The organism is Streptomyces sp. DH10, from assembly GCF_029813805.1.
Taxonomy (GTDB): Bacteria; Actinomycetota; Actinomycetes; order Streptomycetales; family Streptomycetaceae; genus Streptomyces; species Streptomyces coeruleofuscus.
In genome coordinates this window covers 57,586-76,766 of record NZ_JARVKU010000016.1, presented here as the reverse complement: position 1 = coordinate 76,766, position 19,181 = coordinate 57,586, and the positions used below count along the sequence as shown (strand labels likewise).

Annotated in this window: 19 protein-coding genes, 1 tRNA gene and 1 pseudogene; 8 read left to right on the top strand and 13 right to left on the bottom strand. The window is 71.2% G+C overall.

The features are described from left to right. Positions 1-21: 21 nt before the first annotated feature. The 3 genes and pseudogenes from QC385_RS29040 to QC385_RS29030 all read left to right on the top strand — a co-directional run. On the top strand, positions 22-1,314 hold the full coding sequence (locus tag QC385_RS29040) for a hypothetical protein (RefSeq protein WP_279544355.1): 1,293 nt from the start codon (positions 22-24) through the stop codon (positions 1,312-1,314). Positions 1,315-1,380: 66 nt separating this feature from the next. Further along, entirely contained in the window at positions 1,381-2,184 is an 804-nt protein-coding gene (locus QC385_RS29035; protein WP_279544354.1) for a calcium-binding protein, read from the top strand. A gap of 66 nt (positions 2,185-2,250) precedes the next feature. Beyond that, positions 2,251-2,518 (top strand): annotated as a pseudogene (locus QC385_RS29030) (tyrosine-type recombinase/integrase); the annotation flags it as partial. A 78-nt stretch (positions 2,519-2,596) separates the two neighbouring features. Here QC385_RS29030 and QC385_RS29025 read toward each other — a convergent pair. Continuing rightward, a tRNA-Gly gene (locus tag QC385_RS29025) sits at positions 2,597-2,670 on the bottom strand. Between the two features lie 517 nt (positions 2,671-3,187). Between QC385_RS29025 and dcd the strand changes: the two genes are divergently transcribed. Both dcd and QC385_RS29015 read left to right on the top strand, forming a co-directional pair. Continuing rightward, entirely contained in the window at positions 3,188-3,763 is a 576-nt protein-coding gene (gene dcd, locus QC385_RS29020; protein ID WP_193500959.1) for a dCTP deaminase, read from the top strand. Positions 3,764-3,789: 26 nt separating this feature from the next. Further along, complete coding sequence (locus QC385_RS29015; RefSeq protein ID WP_279544477.1) at positions 3,790-4,287, top strand: phosphoribosyltransferase; 498 nt, start codon at positions 3,790-3,792, stop codon at positions 4,285-4,287. Positions 4,288-4,360: 73 nt separating this feature from the next. Here the strand turns inward: QC385_RS29015 and QC385_RS29010 are convergent, their stop codons facing one another. From QC385_RS29010 to QC385_RS28970, 9 genes are all read right to left on the bottom strand, one after another. Beyond that, positions 4,361-5,377, bottom strand: coding sequence for a Yip1 family protein (locus QC385_RS29010; RefSeq protein ID WP_279544353.1), 1,017 nt, complete (start codon positions 5,375-5,377; stop codon positions 4,361-4,363). An 83-nt stretch (positions 5,378-5,460) separates the two neighbouring features. Continuing rightward, positions 5,461-6,894 carry a VCBS repeat-containing protein gene (locus QC385_RS29005; protein WP_279544352.1) on the bottom strand — a complete coding sequence of 478 codons (1,434 nt, stop codon included), beginning with the start codon at positions 6,892-6,894 and terminating at the stop codon, positions 5,461-5,463. Between the two features lie 72 nt (positions 6,895-6,966). Beyond that, positions 6,967-8,319 (bottom strand): FG-GAP and VCBS repeat-containing protein, encoded by a 1,353-nt coding sequence (locus tag QC385_RS29000; RefSeq protein ID WP_279544351.1) that lies wholly within the window; start codon positions 8,317-8,319, stop codon positions 6,967-6,969. Positions 8,320-8,337: 18 nt separating this feature from the next. Further along, on the bottom strand, positions 8,338-9,786 hold the full coding sequence (locus QC385_RS28995; protein WP_279544350.1) for a VCBS repeat-containing protein: 1,449 nt from the start codon (positions 9,784-9,786) through the stop codon (positions 8,338-8,340). A 33-nt stretch (positions 9,787-9,819) separates the two neighbouring features. Next, a complete protein-coding gene (locus QC385_RS28990) occupies positions 9,820-11,244 on the bottom strand; it encodes an FG-GAP-like repeat-containing protein (protein ID WP_279544349.1) in 1,425 nt (474 codons plus the stop codon). A gap of 29 nt (positions 11,245-11,273) precedes the next feature. After that, complete coding sequence (locus QC385_RS28985; RefSeq protein WP_279544348.1) at positions 11,274-12,677, bottom strand: FG-GAP-like repeat-containing protein; 1,404 nt, start codon at positions 12,675-12,677, stop codon at positions 11,274-11,276. Between the two features lie 70 nt (positions 12,678-12,747). Further along, positions 12,748-12,924, bottom strand: a complete 177-nt coding sequence (locus tag QC385_RS28980; RefSeq protein WP_279544347.1) for a hypothetical protein — start codon at positions 12,922-12,924, stop codon at positions 12,748-12,750. A gap of 212 nt (positions 12,925-13,136) precedes the next feature. Further along, positions 13,137-13,730, bottom strand: coding sequence for a dihydrofolate reductase family protein (locus QC385_RS28975; protein ID WP_279544346.1), 594 nt, complete (start codon positions 13,728-13,730; stop codon positions 13,137-13,139). Beyond that, positions 13,727-14,308, bottom strand: a complete 582-nt coding sequence (locus QC385_RS28970) for a dihydrofolate reductase family protein (protein WP_279544345.1) — start codon at positions 14,306-14,308, stop codon at positions 13,727-13,729. Before QC385_RS28970 ends, QC385_RS28975 begins: the two co-directional genes overlap by 4 nt. A gap of 280 nt (positions 14,309-14,588) precedes the next feature. On the opposite strand from QC385_RS28970, the gene QC385_RS28965 reads away from it, so the two are divergent. Further along, positions 14,589-15,416 (top strand): PRC and DUF2382 domain-containing protein, encoded by an 828-nt coding sequence (locus QC385_RS28965; protein WP_279544344.1) that lies wholly within the window; start codon positions 14,589-14,591, stop codon positions 15,414-15,416. A gap of 193 nt (positions 15,417-15,609) precedes the next feature. Here the strand turns inward: QC385_RS28965 and QC385_RS28960 are convergent, their stop codons facing one another. Genes QC385_RS28960 through QC385_RS28950 form a run of 3 tightly spaced genes read right to left on the bottom strand, consistent with a single transcriptional unit; the run spans position 15,610 to position 17,321 of the window. Continuing rightward, positions 15,610-16,287, bottom strand: coding sequence for a DUF3618 domain-containing protein (locus QC385_RS28960; RefSeq protein WP_279544343.1), 678 nt, complete (start codon positions 16,285-16,287; stop codon positions 15,610-15,612). Continuing rightward, entirely contained in the window at positions 16,263-16,679 is a 417-nt protein-coding gene (locus tag QC385_RS28955) for a phage holin family protein (protein WP_279544342.1), read from the bottom strand. Before QC385_RS28955 ends, QC385_RS28960 begins: the two co-directional genes overlap by 25 nt. Positions 16,680-16,682: 3 nt before the next feature. After that, positions 16,683-17,321, bottom strand: a complete 639-nt coding sequence (locus tag QC385_RS28950) for a hypothetical protein (RefSeq protein WP_279544341.1) — start codon at positions 17,319-17,321, stop codon at positions 16,683-16,685. A gap of 435 nt (positions 17,322-17,756) precedes the next feature. Here QC385_RS28950 and QC385_RS28945 point away from each other — a divergent pair, with 435 nt between their 5' ends. Together QC385_RS28945 and QC385_RS28940 are read left to right on the top strand one after the other, a co-directional pair. Then, positions 17,757-18,755 carry a CPBP family intramembrane glutamic endopeptidase gene (locus tag QC385_RS28945; RefSeq protein ID WP_279544340.1) on the top strand — a complete coding sequence of 333 codons (999 nt, stop codon included), beginning with the start codon at positions 17,757-17,759 and terminating at the stop codon, positions 18,753-18,755. After that, positions 18,746-19,174, top strand: a complete 429-nt coding sequence (locus tag QC385_RS28940; protein WP_279544339.1) for a VOC family protein — start codon at positions 18,746-18,748, stop codon at positions 19,172-19,174. Before QC385_RS28945 ends, QC385_RS28940 begins: the two co-directional genes overlap by 10 nt. Positions 19,175-19,181: the final 7 nt, after the last annotated feature.

The following is a 19,181-nucleotide window of genomic DNA, read 5'->3' as shown; positions in this document are numbered from 1 at the left end:
GCAGCAGGTCATCGGCGTTCGGTGAAGCGTCGTGTTCTTGCCGGGGCTTCCGTCGCCGCGGCGGCCGGAATCGCGGTCACCGCGACGATGGCCATGAACGCCGAGGCGGCGTGGACGTCGACGTGGAACGTGTCGGCCTCGGGCTGGACCCCTGACGATTCCCCCACGGTGTCGGTCGACCGGCAGGGCGACGCCCTGCTGGCCTGGAACGCCTGCGATTTGTCGACGCCGGGCTGCTACTACCGGATCCAGGCCAGAGTGAAGACCGCGAGCGGTACGGTGACAGCGATCCGCACCCTGTCGCCCGACGGTGCCGCGCCGTCCTGGCCGGAGGCCGCCTCCGACGACACCGGCGACTCGGCGGTGGTCTGGCAGCAGGACAGCCAGGTCGTGGGCCGCCGGCTCTCGGCCTCCGGCAGCCTCGTCGGACCGCTGCAGAAGCTGTCCACGTCGGCGCCCGCGACCACCCCGGTGGTCGCTGTGACCCCGGGCGGCACCGCGATGGCGGCGTGGACGGAGATCCGCGACGGAAGCTGGTACGCGGTCGCCCGCCGCCTCAAGCTCGACGGGACGGTCGGCGCGGCCATCACCCTCGGCTCGGGCTCGGCCGAGAAGCCGGCCATCGGCGTCGACCGCAACGGCCAGTTCGTCGTCGCCTGGGCGCGGGCCTCGGACGTCGTGGCCAGGCGGATCACGTCGACGTCCGTCTCCTCGACGAAGGTGCTCACGTCGCCGATCGCGTCGTACGGCGGTTTCGGCATGGTGCGGGTCGGAGTGGACCGGGACGGCGACGCGGTCATCACTTACCACTCCGGCGGCGGCTCCGTCTCGCAGGTCTGGGCGTCCCGCTGGAGCCGCACCGGCACCCTGGCGGCTCCCCTGCGCATCTCGGCCTCCACGGACAACGTGGGCTTCCACCACGCCCTCGCGACCGACCTCGACGGCGACTCGGTGATCGTGTGGACCCGCTACAGCAGCGGCAAACTCGAGTTGCTCGGCCGCCGCCTCTCCGCGGCCGGTGCCCGGGGCGCCGTCACCAGCCTGGGTCCCGGCGACCGCCCCGACCTGGCCCTCGACGACGACGGCGACGGCATGCTGGTCTTCCACACGGTCGTCCCCAAGTCGACGCCCCCGTACAGCTACACCAAGGCCGGCGCCCGCCTGATCAGCCGTTCCGGCACCTTCGGCACCGTGAAGACACTCACGTCGGACGGCCGGGTACCCCAGGTCGACACCCGCCCGACCTCCCGGTTCACGGTGATCTGGCAGCAGGAGAGCTTCCCGTACACGATCAAGTCGGTCACCGGTCCCTGACCGGCTTCACCTGCCCCGCTGCTCCCGTTCGGCGGGTTCCCACTTTTCACTCTGTGAAGGAGACACATGCGCAAGCGCGCTGCCTTTGCTCTGCTCAGTGCCGTCGCCGCGCTGGCCGGCTTCGCCGTCCCCGGTGCCTACGGCGACGAGAGCCAGACCGACGTCCAGATCAGCAACGTCTCCTTCGACGGTGGCAAGAACATCGTGGTCGGTCTCTACGCCAAGACGATCACGGTTTCAGGGACCTTCACCCACCCGTCGGGCATCCAGGACGCGGACTTCGTCCTGTGGCGCGGACCGGACGGTGCGAACCCCTACGAGACCTACGACGACCGCATCGTGTCGAACGAGTACTACTCCCACGCGGACTGCGTCGCCTCGAGCGCCACCACCTCCACCTGCTCGCAGACGATCTCCCTCGAACCGGACTGGAAGTACGGCGGCACCGCGCTCACCAACGCCCATGCCGGCACCTGGAAGGTCAGTGTGCAGGGGGTGGCCAATGACGACAGCTGGACCCAATCGGCGAGCTACACCACGACCCGTCTGCAGCGGCAGTCCAACCTCACCGTGAACGCGGGCCCGGAACCGATTGCCAGGGGCAAGACCCTCACCGTCACCGGCAAGCTCACCCGGGCCGACTGGGACAATCTCGATTACCGGGGTTACACCAACCAGCCGGTCAGGCTCCAGTTCCGCAAGGCCGGCACTACGACCTACGCGACCATCAAGACCGTGTACACCTCCAGCACCGGCAACCTGACGACCACTGCCACCGCCTCCGAAGACGGCTACTGGCGCTGGAACTTCGCAGGGACCTCCACCACCCCGGCCGTCAAGGCGACCGGCGACTTCGTGGACGTGCAATAGCCCGAACGTCGCTCTGAGCTTCCGCGGGTGGTCAGGTGTGCTGTCCCGGGACGTTGGTGACAGGGGCGCCGGGCTCGCGCGGTCGTCGGTCTCCCGGACGGCTTCCGCTTCTACGATTCCGCCACACCCTGTCGACCCGTTCCGGCGCCACCCTCAAGGACACGATGGGCGTGCCGGGCAGTCCTCCGAGAAGGCCGCGCTGATCTACCAGCACTCCGACGAGGAGCGGCAGCGGGAGACGGCGGCCGGGCTCGACGACCCGGTGCGCGCCGAGCGTGCGAAGTGCCACACGGACGACCCCGCACACCACAGCGATGAGGCTGCCGAGAGCTAATGGTGCGGTTGTGGTGCGCGACCGGCTCGCCGGGCTGGGCAACAAAGAACCCCCGGGTCTCCGACCTGGGGGTTCGCATGGAGCGGGTGACGAGAATCGAACTCGCGCTCTCAGCTTGGGAAGCTGATGTTCTACCATTAAACTACACCCGCGTAAGACGCCGACCGGAGTCGGTGTCCGAATGCCCGATCACTCTACCTCATGACAGGCCTCCGGTGTTCAAACCGTGAGGCCTCCGCGCGTTTCAGGGGGTGGGATCGGGCTGCGGGTGACCGGAGTTGGGGCGTACGGTGGGGGCGCGGGCGAGGGCCCGGACGGGACCGGAGTGCCGCCTGCAGGGCCGTCCCTTTGATCCCGTACTGTGGCTTTTGTCGTCAGGCAAGCAGCAGCCCGACGCGGCTCTTGGGGAAGGGACTCTTGGACTTGATGGAGCGCACCGTCGTCCGTTGTGCGGATGGGCACGTGTTCACCACCGCTTCGTTCCCGATGCAGCAGGCCGAGCGGCTCGGCCCCGGCCGGCTGCTTCGGTGTCCGCGATGTGCGCGGCTCCGGAGCGTGGTGCCCGTGAGCTACCAGAAGCGGTAGCGGCACCGCCGCCACAAGCACGCAGGCAGGCGCGCGGAGACGTCCGGTTGTGGTCGCTCCGCGCGCCTTGCGTATCCTCGGGGCGTGCTTCTCTCAGACAAGGACATCCGGGCCGAGATCGACGCCGGGCGGGTACGGATCGATCCCTATGACGACGCGATGGTGCAGCCGTCGAGCATCGACGTGCGGCTCGACCGCTACTTCCGGGTGTTCGAGAACCACCGGTACCCGCACATCGACCCCTCGATCGAGCAGGCCGATCTGACCCGGCTCGTCGAGCCGGAGGGGGACGAGCCGTTCATCCTGCATCCCGGGGAGTTCGTCCTCGCCAGTACCTACGAGGTCATCTCGCTGCCCGACGATCTCGCCTCCCGGCTGGAGGGGAAGAGCTCGCTGGGGCGGCTCGGGCTGGTCACGCATTCGACGGCCGGTTTCATCGACCCCGGGTTCAGCGGGCACGTGACCCTTGAGCTGTCCAACCTCGCCACCCTGCCCATCAAACTGTGGCCGGGCATGAAGATCGGGCAGTTGTGCATGTTCAAGCTGAGCTCGCCCGCCGACTTCCCGTACGGGAGCGAGCGGTACGGGTCGCGGTACCAGGGGCAGCGGGGGCCGACCGCCTCCCGGTCCTTCCTCAACTTCCATCGGACCCAGGTGTGAGTGACCCGAGCATGAGCGACAAAGGCATGAGTGGCGTCCGGGAGAACCTGACCTACGAGCAGTTCGGCGTCGCCGTGCGCGAGCTCGCGCAGACCATCGCCGACGACGGGTACGAGCCCGACATAGTGCTCAGCATCGCTCGCGGCGGTGTCTTCGTGGCCGGTGGGCTCGCCTACGCCCTCGACTGCAAGAACATCCACCTCGTGAACGTCGAGTTCTACACGGGCGTGGGGACGACCCTCGACATGCCCGTCATGCTCGCTCCCGTCCCCAACGTGATCGACTTCTCCGAGAAGAAGGTGCTGATCACCGACGACGTCGCCGACACCGGCAAGACGCTCAAGCTGGTCCGCGACTTCTGCCTCGACACGGTCGCCGAGGTGCGCAGCGCCGTCGTCTACGAGAAGTCCCAGTCGCTCGTGAAGTGCGAGTACGTGTGGAAGCGGACCGACGAGTGGATCAACTTCCCGTGGTCCGTGGAACCGCCCGTGGTGCGGCGGGCCGACCAGGTGCTTGACGCCTGAGACCACTCCAGGAGAGACATCGAGAAAAGGGGCTCCCCTTCCGGGGAGCCCCTTTCTCACGTCGTGCGGAGCCTCAGACCGTGCCCAGCTTCACGATCGACAGCAGCGCGATCAGCTGGATCGCCGACGCGCCCAGCGCCTTCGGCCAGGGCAGGTCGTGGGAGCGGCTGACCATGAGGGTCAGCAGCGCGCCGCCCGCGATCCAGGTGGCCCAGCCCAGCAGCTGGACGAACGTCGCGTCGCCGCCGGCGAACATCGCGAAGACCAGTCGGGGCGCGTCCGTGATGGACATGATCAGCATGGACAGGCCGACCGTCGGCTGCCAGGCGCCGTCGCCGCCGAGCTGGCGGGCCAGGGTGTGGGTGACCACGCCCAGGATGAACGCGCTGATCACCATCGCGACCGCCGTCGTCAGGACGATGGGGATGGCGTTCGAGAGTGTGGCGTTTATCGCATCCTTGCGGGCGCCGTCGAAGCCGAAGACGGCGAGCAGGCCGTAGAGGAACGTCACGATGAGGGCGGGGCCCCACATCGTGTAGTCCCGCATCTGGAGGAACGTCTGCCGGGGGGCGAGGACGATACCTCTCAGCAGGGCCTTCCAGTGCAGACGCGGGCCGACCGGACCGGGCGGCGGGGCGGCGGAGCCGGCGCGGTAGGTGTCGCCCTGGGTGTAGGGGTCCTCGCCGACCGAGAAGGCCTGGGTGTGGCCCGGGTTGTTCGCCGCGTACGGGTCGGGCGGGCCCTGGGGGCCGGGCGGGTACGCGCCGTCGCCGAAGTACTCCGGCTCGCCCTGGTCGCCGTAGCCGCCGCCGGGCCGCCCGGCGTTCGGCTGCGGCCAGGCGGGGCCGCCGCCGTTGCCGTACGGCGGCTGCTGCTGCGGGTACGGCTGCGGCGCCGGCGGGTAGCCGTACGACGGTCCCTGCGGCGTCTGCTGCCCGTACGGAGGGTTTTGCGGTCGCGTCTGAGGCGCGCCGTTGTTCCGGCCGCGTCCGATCCTGAATCCAGCCACGTCTTCGAACGTACCTGGTCCCGCGCGGTGGTGTGCCGGGCCCGGGCTTCCGGGCCCGGCTTTGCGGCCGAGCTGTGACATCCCTTAGGGGGAAGGGGCCTTGGGCGTCCGTGGGCCGTCAGGGTTCCGCCGTACGGGCAGCATCACGGCCCCTCGGGGCGGCGTCAGCCGAGCATGTCCTGGCCCAGCCTCAGGTAGCCGGTCGTCGACATGCCGAGCGAGCCGGGGCCGAAGCTGATGGCGTTCTTCGTCGTCACGCCCGAGGCCGAGCCGCGCAGGCTGTAGACGGCGCCGGAGGGGTGGTTCTCGCCGTCGGCGCCCACGGACAGGTCCGCCTTGCCGTCGCCGTTGAGGTCGGACAGGCGTACGGACGCGCCGAAGCGGTCGGCGGACTCGGCGGTGCCGGGGACGCCGGCCGTGTTCTGGGCGAACGACTGGGCGCCGGCGGTGGTCAGTCCGGTGGCCGAGCCGCGCAGGACCGTGACGCCGCCGGCGATGTCCGCGGTGCCGACGTCCTCGTGGATGGTGCCGACGGCCAGGTCGCCGTAACCGTCGCCGTCGACGTCCGCGATCGAGAGGTCGTTGCCGAACCAGTCGTCCTCCTCGTCCGCGCCGGGGACGCCGGGGGTGTCCTGGTCGATCGTGGTCTGGGGGCTGGTGCGGGCGCCGTCGGGGCCGCCGGAGTACACGCTGACCGAGCCGCCGAGGCTCTTGGCGTCGCCGCCGTAGTCCGCCGTGACGACGTCGTCGTAGCCGTCGCCGTTCAGGTCGCCGACCGTGGCCAGCTCCCAGCCGCCGCTCCTGAGGAACGTCTGGCGGGTGAGGCCGGAGGCGGCGCCGAGGAAGACCATGGCACCGTCCTCGTAGTCCGACGCCTGGCTGCCGGTGGCGACCAGGTCGTCGGTGCCGTCGCCGTCGATGTCGCCGGCGGCGAGGCTCTGGGCGCCGGCGAGACCGGCGCCGCCCCGCAGGCCGGTGGCGAGCTCGGAGCGGGACGTCGAGCCGGAGGTCTTGGTGAAGCTCCGGTGGATCCAGACGTCGCTGCCGGTGCTGCCGGCGGCGAGGTCGGGGCGGCCGTCGCCGTCGAAGTCGCCGACGGTGAGGGACATGCCGTACTCGTCGTGGGCCGACACGGCCGGGTCGGGGACGCCCTTGCCGCCGGACAGGCCGCTCTTGCCGCCCCACACGACCGTGACGGAGCCGCCGTCGGCGTCGGAGCCGACGTCCTCGCCGGTGCTGCCGATCACGAGGTCGGCGTACCCGTCGGCGTTGAGGTCGCCGGAGGTGAGGGACTTGCCGAAGCGGTCGCCCTGCTCGGCGGTGCCGGGGATGCCGGTCGTGTCCTGGGTGAGGATCGTGCGGCGGGCGGCGCTGATGCCGTTCGCGGAGCCGTAGGTGACGACGACCGCGCCCGCGTCGGTCTTGCCGCCGACGGGGGTGTAGGGCGCGGCGGTGGCGAGGTCGCGGTAGCCGTCGCCGTTGAAGTCGTCGGCGTACTTGGCGGGTGCCGCGGCGGCCGGTACGGCGGTGAAGAGGGCGGCGCCCAGCGCGGCCGCGGTGGTCAGGGCCGCGAGGGCGTGGGGGGTGCGGTGAGGCATGCGTGGTCCTTGTGAGGTGGAGTGAGCCGGCCCGGCCCGGAGCGGCCCTGCCCCGGGCCGGGCCCGGGCAGGTCAGTCGGGAAGCGAGCCGCCGAGCTCCGGCAGGACGACGGCTCCGGTCTTCGTCGGCGCCGTGGCCGTGCCCCGCATCAGCAGCGCGCCGTTCGCCGCGCCCACGGCCAGGTCGGCCTTGCCGTCGGCGGTCAGGTCGCGCAGGCGGACGGTGTAGCCGAAGGAGGCGTGGGAGTCGGCGGGGCCCAGCACCGTCTGGGCGATCCACGAGGAGCGGGCGCCGCTGAGGCCGCCGGAGCCGCCACGGAACACGTGGACCCCGCCCTGGTCCTCCAGGCCCTCGACGTCCTCGTGCGGCACGCCGACCGCGAGGTCCGCGTAGCCGTCGCCGTTGGCGTCGGCGGCCGAGATGGCGTAGCCGAAGTTGTCGTCGGCCTCCGGGCTGCCGGAGACGCCCGAGGTGGCCTGGGTGAACGTGGTCGACGTGCCCGGGCCCGACGCCGTGCCGCGCCAGATGGTGACCGCGCCCTTGCCGTTGTCCTTGTCGGGCACGCCGAGGGCGATGTCGCCGTAGCCGTTCTTGTCGAAGTCGCCGATGACCGGGCTCGGGTAGAGGCCCTGCTGCTGGTCGCTGAGGGTCCTGGAGGCGCCCGAGGCGAGGCCGGTGGACGTGCCCTTGAGGAACCAGGCGCGCTCGCGGATGTCGCTGCCGTTGATCTCCGTGCCGATCACGACCAGGTCGGTCTTGCCGTCCCCGTCGACCTTTCCGGCCCCGAGACCGGAGGAGTACCAGCCGGCCGACCCCTTGTCGATCTTGCTGACCTTGCCGGTCGTGCCGGACTTGGTGAACGGGCCCCGGTACAGCCACGTCTCCCCGCCGCCGATCACGGCCAGGTCGGGCGAGCCGTCGCCGGTGAAGTCGCCGGTGGCGAGGTCGCGGCCGAAGTAGCTGCCCGCGCCGCCGGCGGGCGTGAGGTTGGTGCCGCCGGACAGGCCGGACTTCGAACCCCAGACGACGGTGACCGTGCCGCGGTAGTCGGTGCTGCCCACGTGCTCCATGGAGTTGCCGACGACGAGGTCCGCGTAGCCGTCCTTGTTGAGGTCGGCGCTCGCGAGGGACTCGCCGAACCGGTCGTCCTCCTCACCGGCTCCGGGGATGCCGGAGCTGTCCTGGTGGAGGAACTTCGGGTGGGCGGTGTCGAGGCCGGTGGCGGTGCCGTACACGACGGTCACGGTGCCGCCCTCGCGGTCGACGTCGTCGTAGCCGCCGTAGGCGAGGTCGCGGCGGCCGTCGCCGTTGAAGTCGTCGTAGTGCTTGGCCACCGCCGCGGAGGCGGGACCGGTGAGGAACACGGGGGTGACACCGGTCGCCAGCAGGGCGGCGACCAGAGCGGTCGTGGTGGATCTGCGCATGGGAGTCTCCCTGGTTCGTCAGCCGGTGAGGCCGGTGCCGAAGGCACCGTAGGAGCGGGTCTGGCCGAGGCTGCCCGGGCCGAAGGAGCGGGCGCCGGCGGTGACGGGGCCGGTGGCCGAGCCGCGCAGGGCCGTGACGGAGCCGATGCCCTCGTCCTCGAAGCCGGCGCTGACGGTGAACTCGGCGCGGCCGTCCTTGGTGACGTCGGCCAGCAGCACGTCCGAGCCGAAGTAGTCGATGGCCTCGGCGGTGCCGGGGACACCGGCGGTGGCCTGGGTGAGGGTGCGGCCGCCGGTGCGCGAGACACCCGAGGCCGAGCCGTTCATCAGGACCGTGGAACCGGCGTCCTCGAGGGTGCCGACGTCCTCGAAGACGACGCCGATGGCCAGGTCGCCGTAGCCGTCGCCGTTGGCGTCGCCGATGGAGACCGAGCCGCCGAAGCCGTCGTTCGCCTCGTCGGCGCCGGGGACGCCGGTGGAGGCCTGGGTCAGCTCGGCCATGGGGGCGTCGCCGTTGACCGGTCCGCCCTCGGAACCGCGGATGACGACGACCTCGCCGCCGAGGCTGCCGCTGTGGTCGTCCTCCTTCGTGAAGACGTTGCCGAGGGCGATCTCGTCGTAGCCGTCGCCGTCGATGTCGCCGAGGGCGAGGGAGGTGCCGCCGTTCAGGGGGCGGGGGACCGAGGTGTCCGGGCCGGTGGGGGAGCCGAGGTAGGCGACGCCCTTGGACCAGCTGCCCGACTCGGACGAGTCGAGGCGGACGCGGTAGGTGAGGACCAGGTCCGACTTGCCGTCGGCGTTGGTGTCGCCCGCCTTCATGGCGTCGACGCTGTACGCCGTCTCGGGGGTGTTGACGCGCTTGGCGGTGCCGGTGGTGCCGGTCTTGGTGAAGCCGCCGCGGATCACGTAGGCGTGGGAGGAGCCGGTGCCGACGGCCAGGTCCTTCTTGCCGTCGCCGTCGAAGTCGCCCGCGGTCAGCAGCCGGCCCCAGTGGTCGTGCCCGGAGACCGCCGGGTCCTTGACCGAGGTGCCGTTCTTCAGGCCGCTCGCCGAGCCCCACAGCACGGTGACGGAGCCGCCGTCGGTGTCGGTGCCGACGTCCTCGCCGGAGGAGCCGACCGCGAGGTCGGTGTAACCGTCGCCGTTGAGGTCGGCGACGGCGAGCGCGTCGCCGAAGGTGTCCTCGGCCTCGGCGGCACCGGGCACACCGGTGGTGTTCTGGCTGACCACGGTCCGCTTGGCCGGGTCGAGGCCGGTGGAGCCGCCGTAGACCACGGCGACGTAGCCGGCCATGCCCTTGCCGTCGACCTTGGCGTACGGGGCGGCGAAGGCGACGTCGCCGTAGCCGTCGCCGTTGAAGTCGGCCTTCGGGCCGGTGGCGGGCGCGGCGGTGGCCGCCGTCGCGGGCAGGGCCGTGAGCAGGCCGGTGGTGAGGGCCGTGGCCAGGAGGAGGGTGCGCTTGCGCATCTGCGGAGTCCCGGGGGTCGTGATCAGGAGCGATCAGGAGTTGAGTGCGGTGCCGTAGCCCGGCGTGCCGGCCGTGGAGACGCCGGTCGTGCCCGGGCCGAAGCTGACGGAGCCGGTGGCCGTCGGGCCGGTGGCGGTGGCGCGCAGGGACCAGACGGCGCCGTCGCCGGCGTTCTCGCCCGGCGCGGAGACGGACAGGTCGGCGCGGCGGTCGCCGGTGTGGTCGGTGAGGGTCACGCGGGCGCCGAAACGGTCGCCCTGCTCCGAACTCCCGGGCACACCCGCGGTGTTCTGGGTGTACGACGTCGCGCCCTTGGTCGTCAGGCCGGACGCCGCGCCGAACAGCACGGTGACGGCACCGGCGGCGGAGTTCTCGCCCGCGGCGCCGATCGCCAGGTCGGCGAACCCGTCGCCGTTGACGTCGCCGAGCGAGACGCCGCTGCCGAAGCGGTCACCCTTCTCGGAGGCGCCGGGCACACCGGCGGTGTCCTGGGTGAGGACGAGCGGGGCGCGGCTGGTGTCCCGGCCGTCGGGTCCGCCGTAGACGACGGTGACCCGGCCGCCGAGGGCGCCCTCCGGGTCGGCGGACGTCTCCCGGTCGTTGCCCACGGCGATGTCGTCGTGGCCGTCGCCGTCGATGTCGCCGACGGACGAGACGTACCCGGCGGGCAGGTCCTGGAGCCAGTCGTTGTAGTTGCCGATCTTCAGGTCCGCCAGGGCGGTGACGGCGTCGTCGGTGCCGGCGGCGCGGCCGTGCAGGACCACACGGGGGTGGCCGTCGCCGGTGATGTCGCCGGAGGAGAGGTGTGTGATGCCGTACGAGGTGGACCACATGACGTTGCGTGAGCCAGAACCCCCGTTGTTCGGGCCGGTCTTGGTGAGCGGTCCGGAGACGAGGGAGAGGGTGACCGGGCCGGTGGAGCCGACCGCGACGTCCGCGTCCCCGTCGGCGTCGAAGTCGCCCGCGGCCAGCGCCTGGCCGTAGCGGTCGTAGTCGGTGCTGAAGAAGCTGAACAGCGTACGGGCGCCGGACAGGCCGGTCGCCGAGCCCCAGACGATGGTGACCGTGCCGTCGTTGCTGTCGCTGCCGTCCTCGCCGGGCGTGCCGATCAGCAGGTCGGCGTAGCCGTCGGTGTTCAGGTCGGCGGAGGCGAGCGCGGAGCCGAAGGCGTCGTCGGCCTCGGCGGCACCGGGCAGGCCGGCCGTGTTCTGCGTCAGGAGCGTGCGCGTGGAGCTCTTCGGCCCGCTGGTGCTGCCGTAGACCACCGACACGGCACCGGCCCTCGCCTGCCCGGCGACGGTGGCGCCCGGCGCGCCGATCGCGAGGTCGGTACGGCCGTCGCCGTTGAAGTCGTAGGGCGCGGCAGGCGTCGCGGCGTGCGCGGCCGGGGCGGAGAGGGTGAGGGCGAGCGGGGTCAGGGCCGCCGCGAGGACGGCGGCGGTGATACGGGTGCGCATGAGGGCTCCGGGAGTGAGCTGACGGGATGTCACTGGGCGATCACCGAGCCGAAGCTGTTGCCTGCCTTCAGCGAGACGCCGGCGGCGGTCAGGCCCGTGGAGCCCGTGGTGGTCGGGCCGGTGGAGGTGCCGCGCAGGGTCCAGACGCCGCCGGAGCCGTTCTCGCCGTCGACGCCGATGACCAGGTCCGCCTTGCCGTCCTTGGTGAGGTCGGTCAGGTCGACGGCGGAGCCGAAGCGGTCCCAGGCCTCGGCGGTGCCGGGGACGCCGCTGGTGTCCTGCGTGTAGGACGTGGCGCCGCTGGTCTTCAGTCCGGAAGCGGAGCCGAACAGGACGGTCACGGAGCCCGCCTCCGCCACCGTGCCGAGGTCCTCGCCGTGAGCGGCGACCGCGACATCGGCGTAGCCGTCGCCGTTGATGTCGCCGGTGCTGACGGCCGAGCCGAAGCCGTCGTCGGTCTCGCCCGCGCCGGGCACGCCGGTGGTGTCCTGATGCACGACCGTCGGCGTCTGCGCCGGGTCGGGGCCGTTCGGGCCGCCGTACCAGACGGTGATCTGGCCGCCCTTGTGGCCGCCGGGCTTGAGGTCGTACGGGTCCGTGGAGTCACCGAGGACGAGGTCGCCGTAGCCGTCGCCGTTGATGTCGCCGACCGAGCCGGGGAAGCCGTCGGCGTTCGGCAGCTCGGCGAACTTGTAGCTCGTGCCGGTCCAGCGGTAGTACCAGATCTGGCCGCCGGAGTCGCCGTCCACGGCGTGCGGGTGGACGCGCTCGGCAGCGCCGTCGCCGGTCATGTCGCCCGCGATCACCTCGTACCCGCCGCCGAGCTCGCCGACGCGGTAGTGGCTCAGCGGGCCGCCGGTGCGGGTGAAGGGGCCCAGGTACACGCGGATGTGGCTCTGGCCGGTGAGCGTCACGTCCGTGTCGCCGTCACCGTCGAAGTCGCCGGTCGCGATGCCGTGGGAGAAGCCGCCCCACTCGCTGAGCGTGGACGGCTGCGGCAGACCCTTGCCGCCGGACAGGCCGGACGCGCCGCCCCACAGGACGGTGCCGGAGCCGACGCCGTCCCGGTCGCCGATGCTCTCGCCGGGGGAGCCCACGACGAGGTCGGAGTAGCCGTCGCGGTCCAGGTCGGCCGCGGCGAGGGCGGAGCCGAACAGGTCGGTGGACTCGGCGGTGCCCGGGACGCCGGGGGAGTTCTGGGTGATGATCGCCTTACGGGTGGCCGACACACCGGACGACGAGCCGTACAGCACGACGACCGCGCCGGCGCAGGAGGCCGAGCCGACGTCGGAGCAGGGGGCGCCGGCCGCGACGTCCCGGTACCCGTCGCCGTTGAAGTCCCCGGCGAGGCCCGAGGGCGCGGCGGAGGCCGGGGTGATGGTGAGCAGGCCGGTGGTGAGCGTGGCGGCCAGGAGGAGGGTGCGCTTGCGCAAGGTGGGGCTCCGGGTGGGAAGCGGCGGGCCGGGCCTGAGGGCCGGTCCCGGGTGAGGAGAAGGGGGCGGCTCAGGCGGTGCGGCAGGCCTGCGGGGCGGAGTCCCGGTGTGTCGCCGTGCCGGTCGCGGACACGGACGGCCCGCCCGTCGGCGTGGCCGGGCCGACGGCCGTCGCGAGGGCGGGGCGCGGGTGCGGGCGGGGGCGCCCGTGGGCGCGTCGCCGGTGCAGTGGCTGGTGCTGATGCATGCGGGGGTCTCCTGCGGCATGCGGGATGCCTGGCGGGCATCCACAGTCGATGAGGCGCCGGGACCGTCCGTGTTCCCTGGGAGTTGTCCGGGCGTTCACGGGTGGTCGGCGATCAGGAGACCTGTGTGGGGGCGTAAGGGTTGTACGTGAGTTCGGTTAATTCTTGAGGTGGAAGGGGCGGAGGGGGCGAAGGGGGGCTGTGATGGGGAGACTCAGCCGGACGGCACCGGCCGGTACCGCACGTCGAGCGCGGCCTTGGCGTCGTTCCCGACGAGCAGCTCCAGCCGTACGGGCGCACCCCCGGGGTTGTCGAACAGCCGGATCCCGTCGCCGAGCAGCACGGGCACGATGTGCAGGTCGATCTCGTCGATCAGCCCGCGCTCCAGGAGCTGCCGGCCGATGGTCGGCGAGAGCACCTCGACGTTCTTCCCGCCGGCGGCCTCCCGCGCGATCCGGACCGCCTCGGCGACGTCACAGCTCAGGAAGGTCACGCCCGGGGCGGGCTGCGCGTCCTCGGGGTGGTGCGTGAGCACGAACACGGGTCCCTGCCAGGCGCCGCCGTAGATCCCAGTGGGGTCGGGGTAGGCGTCCCAGCCGGCCCGGCCGCCCAGCACGGCGCCGGTCGTCTCGGCGTACTCCTCGCTGAGGCCGGGTCGGAAGGTCGCCCCCGTCATCCAGTCCATCGTGTGATTCGGCCCGGCGACGAATCCGTCCAGCGACATCGAGAAGTGCCAGAGCACCTTGCCGGCGGCGGTCTGCGGTTCCACGTCGTCCATGTCGGTCGGCCTCTCCTCGTAGGTGGTCACGGCTGCTTGCGGACCCGGTAGCGCAGGTGCAGCACACGGTCGCCCTGGATCACGATGTGCGGGTCCTCCAGCAGGTAATGGGCGTCCACCGACCCGAAGTACCGCTTTCCCGAGCCGAACACCACCGGCACGACGTCCATCGCCACCTCGTCGACCAGCCCGAGCGCGAACGCCTGCCCGCCGACGTCCCCCGCCGCCACGCCGACGTTCCGGTCCTCCCCGGCCAGCTCCTTGGCCTTGGCGATGGCCTCCTCCACACCGTCGACGAAGTGGAAGGGAGCGTCCGGGTGCCGGCCCTCGGGGCGGGGCCGGTGCGACACGACCACCAGGTGCTCACCGGTCGGCGGCACGCCGCCCCACCCGTCGGTCATGTCGAACACATGCCGCCCGACCACCAGCGTCCCGATCTTCGCCATGGCCGGCCGCACGTAGCCGGCGGAGGTCCTGGACACCTTGGCGTGCTCATTGAGCCGGACGTCGCCGTTGCCGTACCAGTCGAAGAGCGGCCCGACCTGATCGTCCGCGTCGGCGACGAAGCCGTCCACGGAGACGACGTTGTGCATCACGACGGTGGTCATCGTGTCTCCCGTGCGTCAGGGGACCGAGGGCGGCCCTTGTGCATCCATAGACCGGCCGCACGCCGAATACTCATCGCACACCGCTCCTCGGACCCCGCCCCTTCGCCCGCACCGTCGGACTTCCGGCTCTCGCGCGGGAATTCACTGCGGGCCGGCCACCTGCGGTCGGGCAACGCAGGGGACAGAGGCGCCAAAATGTTCCGGTTTTTCCGGATTATGCGCTTTGGCTCTTGAGTGAGTGGTTACGCGTGAGAGAGCTACAGAAACGAGGAGAATGCTAATGATCACTCGCGACCAGATCTCCACAGTGCTGGATCATCCCGTCTACGACGCGCGCGGCAACAAGATCGGTGAGGCCAAGCACGTCTTCTTCGACGATGTGACCGGCGAGCCCGAGTGGGTGAGCGTGCAGACCGGCTTGTTCGGCACCAGCGAGTCGTTCGTGCCGATCCACGACGGGACCGTGGTGGAGGACCACCTGGAGGTGCCCTTCGCCAAGGACACGGTCAAGGACGCACCGAACGTCGACGTCGATGCCGGAGGCCATCTGTCCGTAGAGGAGGAGCACCGTCTGTACGAGCACTACGGCATCGACTGGGACACGGCTTGGCAGCAGGCCAACCAGCGAGACCAGGGCGGCTGGGCCCAGACCGGCACCGGCACCGCCGGGCAGACCGGGATGGCGGCCGGGAGAGAGCCCGCCGGCGACGACGCGATGACGCGCTCCGAGGAGCAGATGCACGTCGGTGTCGAACGCCGCGAGATCGGCCGGGCGCGCCTGCGCAAGTACGTCGTCACCGAGGAGGTCCAGAAGACCGTCCCCGTACGCCACGAAGAAGTCCGCGTCGAACGCGAACCGATCACCGACGCCAACCGGGACGCGGCGATGTCCGGCGTCGACATCACCGAGGCCGAACACGAGGTGATCCTCCACGCGGAGCGTCCGGTCGTGGAGACGGAAGCCGTCCCCGTCGAACGCGTCCGCCTGGAAACCGAGGAGCGCACCGACGAAGCAACCGTTCGTGGCGAGGTCCGCAAGGAGCGGATCGAGACCGACGTGTCCGACGAGACGGGTGTCGCCGACGAGACCGGCCAAAGTGATCGGTGACGGAAGGGCAACCGAGTCGGAAACCGAGTGGCACAACGTCGAAGGGCCCCACTGCGTGCAGTGGGGCCCTTCGACGGCAGCAGGGACAGCTGCTGGGGCAGCGTGCGGGGCAGTTGAGTCGCGCGGGCTGGAGGCGCTTCCGGGCCCCGGACCGATCATGCGTGGTCCGGGGCCCGGGGCGCCTGCACGGTTCTCAGCCGGGGCCTGAGGGCCGCCGGGTTTCGCCGGCGACCTGCTGCCCGGAGTCGCGTGCCTGCTCGGCTACCCGGCCGGCCTGGCCGCGGGCCTCGTCCTGCGTGGTGCGGGCGGCCTCCGCGGCGGTGTCCTTCACCTCCTGCGCCGCACTCTGGGCGACCTCCTTGGCCCCCTCCTTCAGGTTCTGTGCCGAATCCTGGGCGGCCTGCTTCACGGGTTCCAGCGCCTCGCCGCCGCGTTGCATCAGGTCGGTGGTCTTCTCCTGCTCCATCTGGGAGACGGGCAGCATCGAGGCCGCCAGCATGCCGGCGCCGAAGGCGATCAGACCGGCGGCCAGCGGGTTGCCCTGGGTCTGGCGCATCGCCTGTTCCGGAGCCTGCCGTACGGCTTCACCGGCCTGGCCGGCAGCCTCCCGCGCGGTGTCGGCCGCCTGCTGGGTGCCCTCCTGCAGCGATCCGGCCATCGACTGCGCGCTGCCGCTGACGCCCTGGGCGGTCTGGGAGGCGGATCCCATGACCCGTTCCCGCATGCCCGAGACGGTGCCGCGCATCCTGCGGGTGCGGCGACGGGCGATACGCCGGGGGCTGGTCCGGTCCGCGAGCCGGTCCATGTCGGCGGACAGGCGGTCCCGCGTGGCGGTGATCTCGGCCCTCATCTGGTCGGGTGACGTGCCCATTGCGCATTCTCCTTCAGCGTCTCGACTGTCTGTCCTGGCTTCGGCGTCACGGTGCGCATCCGGGTACGGCCCCGTGCGTACAGCACCGCCGCGACCACGGCCCACACCGCGGTGACGATCAGGGCGGCCCAGCCGCCGTCCATCACGTTGGCCAGGCCCAGCACCGCGGCCAGTGACAGGAACAGCAGAACCATGTAGCCGGCGAACCCGGCGCCGCCGTACATGCCGGCCGCCTTGCCCGCCTTGGTCGCCTCCTGCTTGACCTCGGTCTTGGCCAGCTCGACCTCCTGCCGGAACAAGGTCTGGACGTCGGAGGTCACGGCGGACAGCAGCTCGCCCACCGAGGCGTCCCCACCGCGTGCCTCCACTCGGCGGGACTGGATCGAGGCCATCGCTCACACCTCCGGGTACGGACGGGCCGACGCACCGCCCGGGGGCATCCCGACGGACGGCTGCATCTCCGGGGGAGGACCGGACGGCAGCGCCGTGGGCTGTCCTTCGTCCGGAGCCGCAGGCTGCTGTGTGCGTTCAGAGGACCCGTCGGACTTCCCCGCCGCCTTCGCCAGCCGCCCGACGGCCAGCCCTGCCAGCAGCGCGCCGCCCAGGAATACGCCGGGGCGTCGGCGGGCGAAGTCCTGCACATCGGTGAGGACGCCGTCGACTCCCTGTCTGTCCAGATAATCGGCCGCCCGGTGCCCACCGTCGGCCGCCTGAGCCGCGAGGCTACGGGCAGGCGAGTCGCTCTGGGCGTTCTCCGCCAGCCCGGCCAGGTCGTCCGCCCACCGGTGCAGCGAGCCTGCCGCCCGCCTGGTCTGCTCCTCAACCTCGCTCATCGCTCGGCTCCGCAGGTCCTGGGCGGCCGCGCCGACCTGCTGCCGGGCCTCGCCCGCCACGGTCTTGGCCTGGTCCACGGCGGTGCCCGTGACCTCTCCCGCGGCCTGCCTGGCCTGATCGGCGGTGGCCGACGCCTCCGCTCTGGCCGTCTCCCCGGTCTGCCGCAACCTCGTCGTGCCGCCCTGCGCTGCCTCGCTCATCAGCCACTCCTCCTCACAAGATCACTTCACTTGTGGTCCGCTATGTAGGCGAGTGACTGTTTCGTTACTGTTCACACCCTTGAAGGGCGATTTATCGAGATTAATTGCCAACCGCCTCCGTCCAACGGAAGCGATGGGCGTCGGCGGACGGCAGCGGGCGGGTCCACCTCTCCGGTTTGTCGGCTCCCGGCAGATCCGGGGATTCAGCTGCTCTGCTGAGCTGGCCACCTCGGAAAGCCGACCGTGCGTCCGAAACCACCGAGAAGATGCGCGAGCCCGACCGGAGCGGCACGGGCCGACCGCGGAAGTGCTGCACTCCCACACTGTCTCGCAGTGTCGTAACGCTCATGCCACTTCTCCCAGTTCAGGGCCGCGGCCTCACGGGGGGCTGCAAATCGGCGGCGACGACGGCCCTCGCCTGGGAAGCTACCGATCATGACAATCCCGTTACCGCCGCACCCCACCGGCCTCCCTTACCACCGCATGGGCCACAGCACCGGCCGGCACAGCTGGTGGCGGCCAGTGCTCGGCACTCTGCTGGCTCTTGGCGCCTACGTCGTACTCAACCTCCTGCTGTTCGCCCTCTCCTACGGCTTCGGGGCGGCGGCCGGACTTCGCGAACTGCCCGACGGCGGCTACGACTTCGGTACACCCGTCAACACGGCCCTGGACCTCACCTTCATCGCGATCGCCCTGCCCGTGATTCTGCTGGCCGTGTGGTGGCCGGGGCGGCGACCGCCCGGCACCCTGTCGTCGGTCACCGGACGGCTGCGGTGGCGCTGGCTGGTCCGGTGTCTGCTCGCCGCGGTGCTCCCCGTGGCCGTGCTGGCGGTGTCCGCGCTCCTTCTGCCCGACAGCGCAGGCGACTCGGGGGAGTCCGACGTATGGGTGGGCTGGCGTTCGTTCCTCACCTCACTGGCTGTCCTGGCCGTCTTCGTCCCGGTGCAGGCCGCGGCCGAGGAGTACGTGTTCCGGGGCTGGCTGACGCAGGCGGTCGGCGCCTTCTTCCGTTCTCCGTGGTTCGCGGTGATCCCGCAGGCCGTGCTGTTCGCCGCCGCCCACGGCTGGGGCACCAAGTGGGGCTTCATCGGCCTGCTGGTCTTCGGTGGGGTCTGCGGTTGGCTGACCATCCGCACCGGCGGCCTTGAGGCCGCTGTCGCGCTGCACGTCCTGAGCAACCTGCTGGCCTTCGGCGCCGCGGCCGCTTTCGTCGACGGGCTGTCGTCCGACGAGACCGCCGCCGACTCACCTTGGCAACTCGCCCTCGTGGACGTGGCGACGACACTGATCTACGCCGCGCTCGTGCTGTGGCTCGCCCGGCGCCACCACCCCCAGCGCCTCTCACCCCCGGTGTCCGGGCCCGCCTCATGGCCCGCGCCGCACCAGCAACCGCCGATGTCCAGTCCCCTTGGTACGGTGCGCCGATGTCAGTGATCAGGAAGTTCCAAGTCACCTTTGACTGCGCGGAACCTGAGCGTCTCGCCCGTTTCTGGTGCGAGGTGCTGGGATACGTCGTACCGCCGCCACCACAGGGGTTCGCCACTTGGGATGATTTCAAGGGTTCGCAGCCACCTGAGCAGCAGGATTCGTGGTTCGCCTGCATAGATCCCTCAGGTGTTGGCCCGCGGCTCTACTTCCAGCGCGTCCCCGAAGGGAAGACCGTCAAGAACCGGGTGCATCTTGATGTGCGGGTCGGCACCGGACTCGTGGGTGAAGAACGCCTCGCCGTACTCGAGGCCGAATGCGCACGACTTGTCGCGCTCGGCGCAGTACACGTGCGAACGCTGTACGACGGCAATGATTCGTGCATCCCGATGCTGGACATCGAGGGCAACGAGTTCTGTATCGACTGAGCGTACG

Excerpts from the sequence above, each read along its gene's own strand:
- QC385_RS29035 (WP_279544354.1), top strand. The coding sequence starts at position 1,381 with ATGCGCAAGCGCGCTGCCTTTGCTCTGCTCAGTGCCGTCGCCGCGCTG.
- QC385_RS29015 (WP_279544477.1), top strand. The coding sequence starts at position 3,790 with ATGAGTGGCGTCCGGGAGAACCTGACCTACGAGCAGTTCGGCGTCGCC.
- QC385_RS29010 (WP_279544353.1), bottom strand. The coding sequence starts at position 5,377 with ATGTCACAGCTCGGCCGCAAAGCCGGGCCCGGAAGCCCGGGCCCGGCA.
- QC385_RS29005 (WP_279544352.1), bottom strand. The coding sequence starts at position 6,894 with ATGCCTCACCGCACCCCCCACGCCCTCGCGGCCCTGACCACCGCGGCC.
- QC385_RS29000 (WP_279544351.1), bottom strand. The coding sequence starts at position 8,319 with ATGCGCAGATCCACCACGACCGCTCTGGTCGCCGCCCTGCTGGCGACC.
- QC385_RS28995 (WP_279544350.1), bottom strand. The coding sequence starts at position 9,786 with ATGCGCAAGCGCACCCTCCTCCTGGCCACGGCCCTCACCACCGGCCTG.
- QC385_RS28990 (WP_279544349.1), bottom strand. The coding sequence starts at position 11,244 with ATGCGCACCCGTATCACCGCCGCCGTCCTCGCGGCGGCCCTGACCCCG.
- QC385_RS28980 (WP_279544347.1), bottom strand. The coding sequence starts at position 12,924 with ATGCATCAGCACCAGCCACTGCACCGGCGACGCGCCCACGGGCGCCCC.
- QC385_RS28970 (WP_279544345.1), bottom strand. The coding sequence starts at position 14,308 with ATGACCACCGTCGTGATGCACAACGTCGTCTCCGTGGACGGCTTCGTC.
- QC385_RS28965 (WP_279544344.1), top strand. The coding sequence starts at position 14,589 with ATGATCACTCGCGACCAGATCTCCACAGTGCTGGATCATCCCGTCTAC.
- QC385_RS28960 (WP_279544343.1), bottom strand. The coding sequence starts at position 16,287 with ATGGGCACGTCACCCGACCAGATGAGGGCCGAGATCACCGCCACGCGG.
- QC385_RS28955 (WP_279544342.1), bottom strand. The coding sequence starts at position 16,679 with ATGGCCTCGATCCAGTCCCGCCGAGTGGAGGCACGCGGTGGGGACGCC.
- QC385_RS28950 (WP_279544341.1), bottom strand. The coding sequence starts at position 17,321 with ATGAGCGAGGCAGCGCAGGGCGGCACGACGAGGTTGCGGCAGACCGGG.
- QC385_RS28945 (WP_279544340.1), top strand. The coding sequence starts at position 17,757 with ATGACAATCCCGTTACCGCCGCACCCCACCGGCCTCCCTTACCACCGC.
- QC385_RS28940 (WP_279544339.1), top strand. The coding sequence starts at position 18,746 with ATGTCAGTGATCAGGAAGTTCCAAGTCACCTTTGACTGCGCGGAACCT.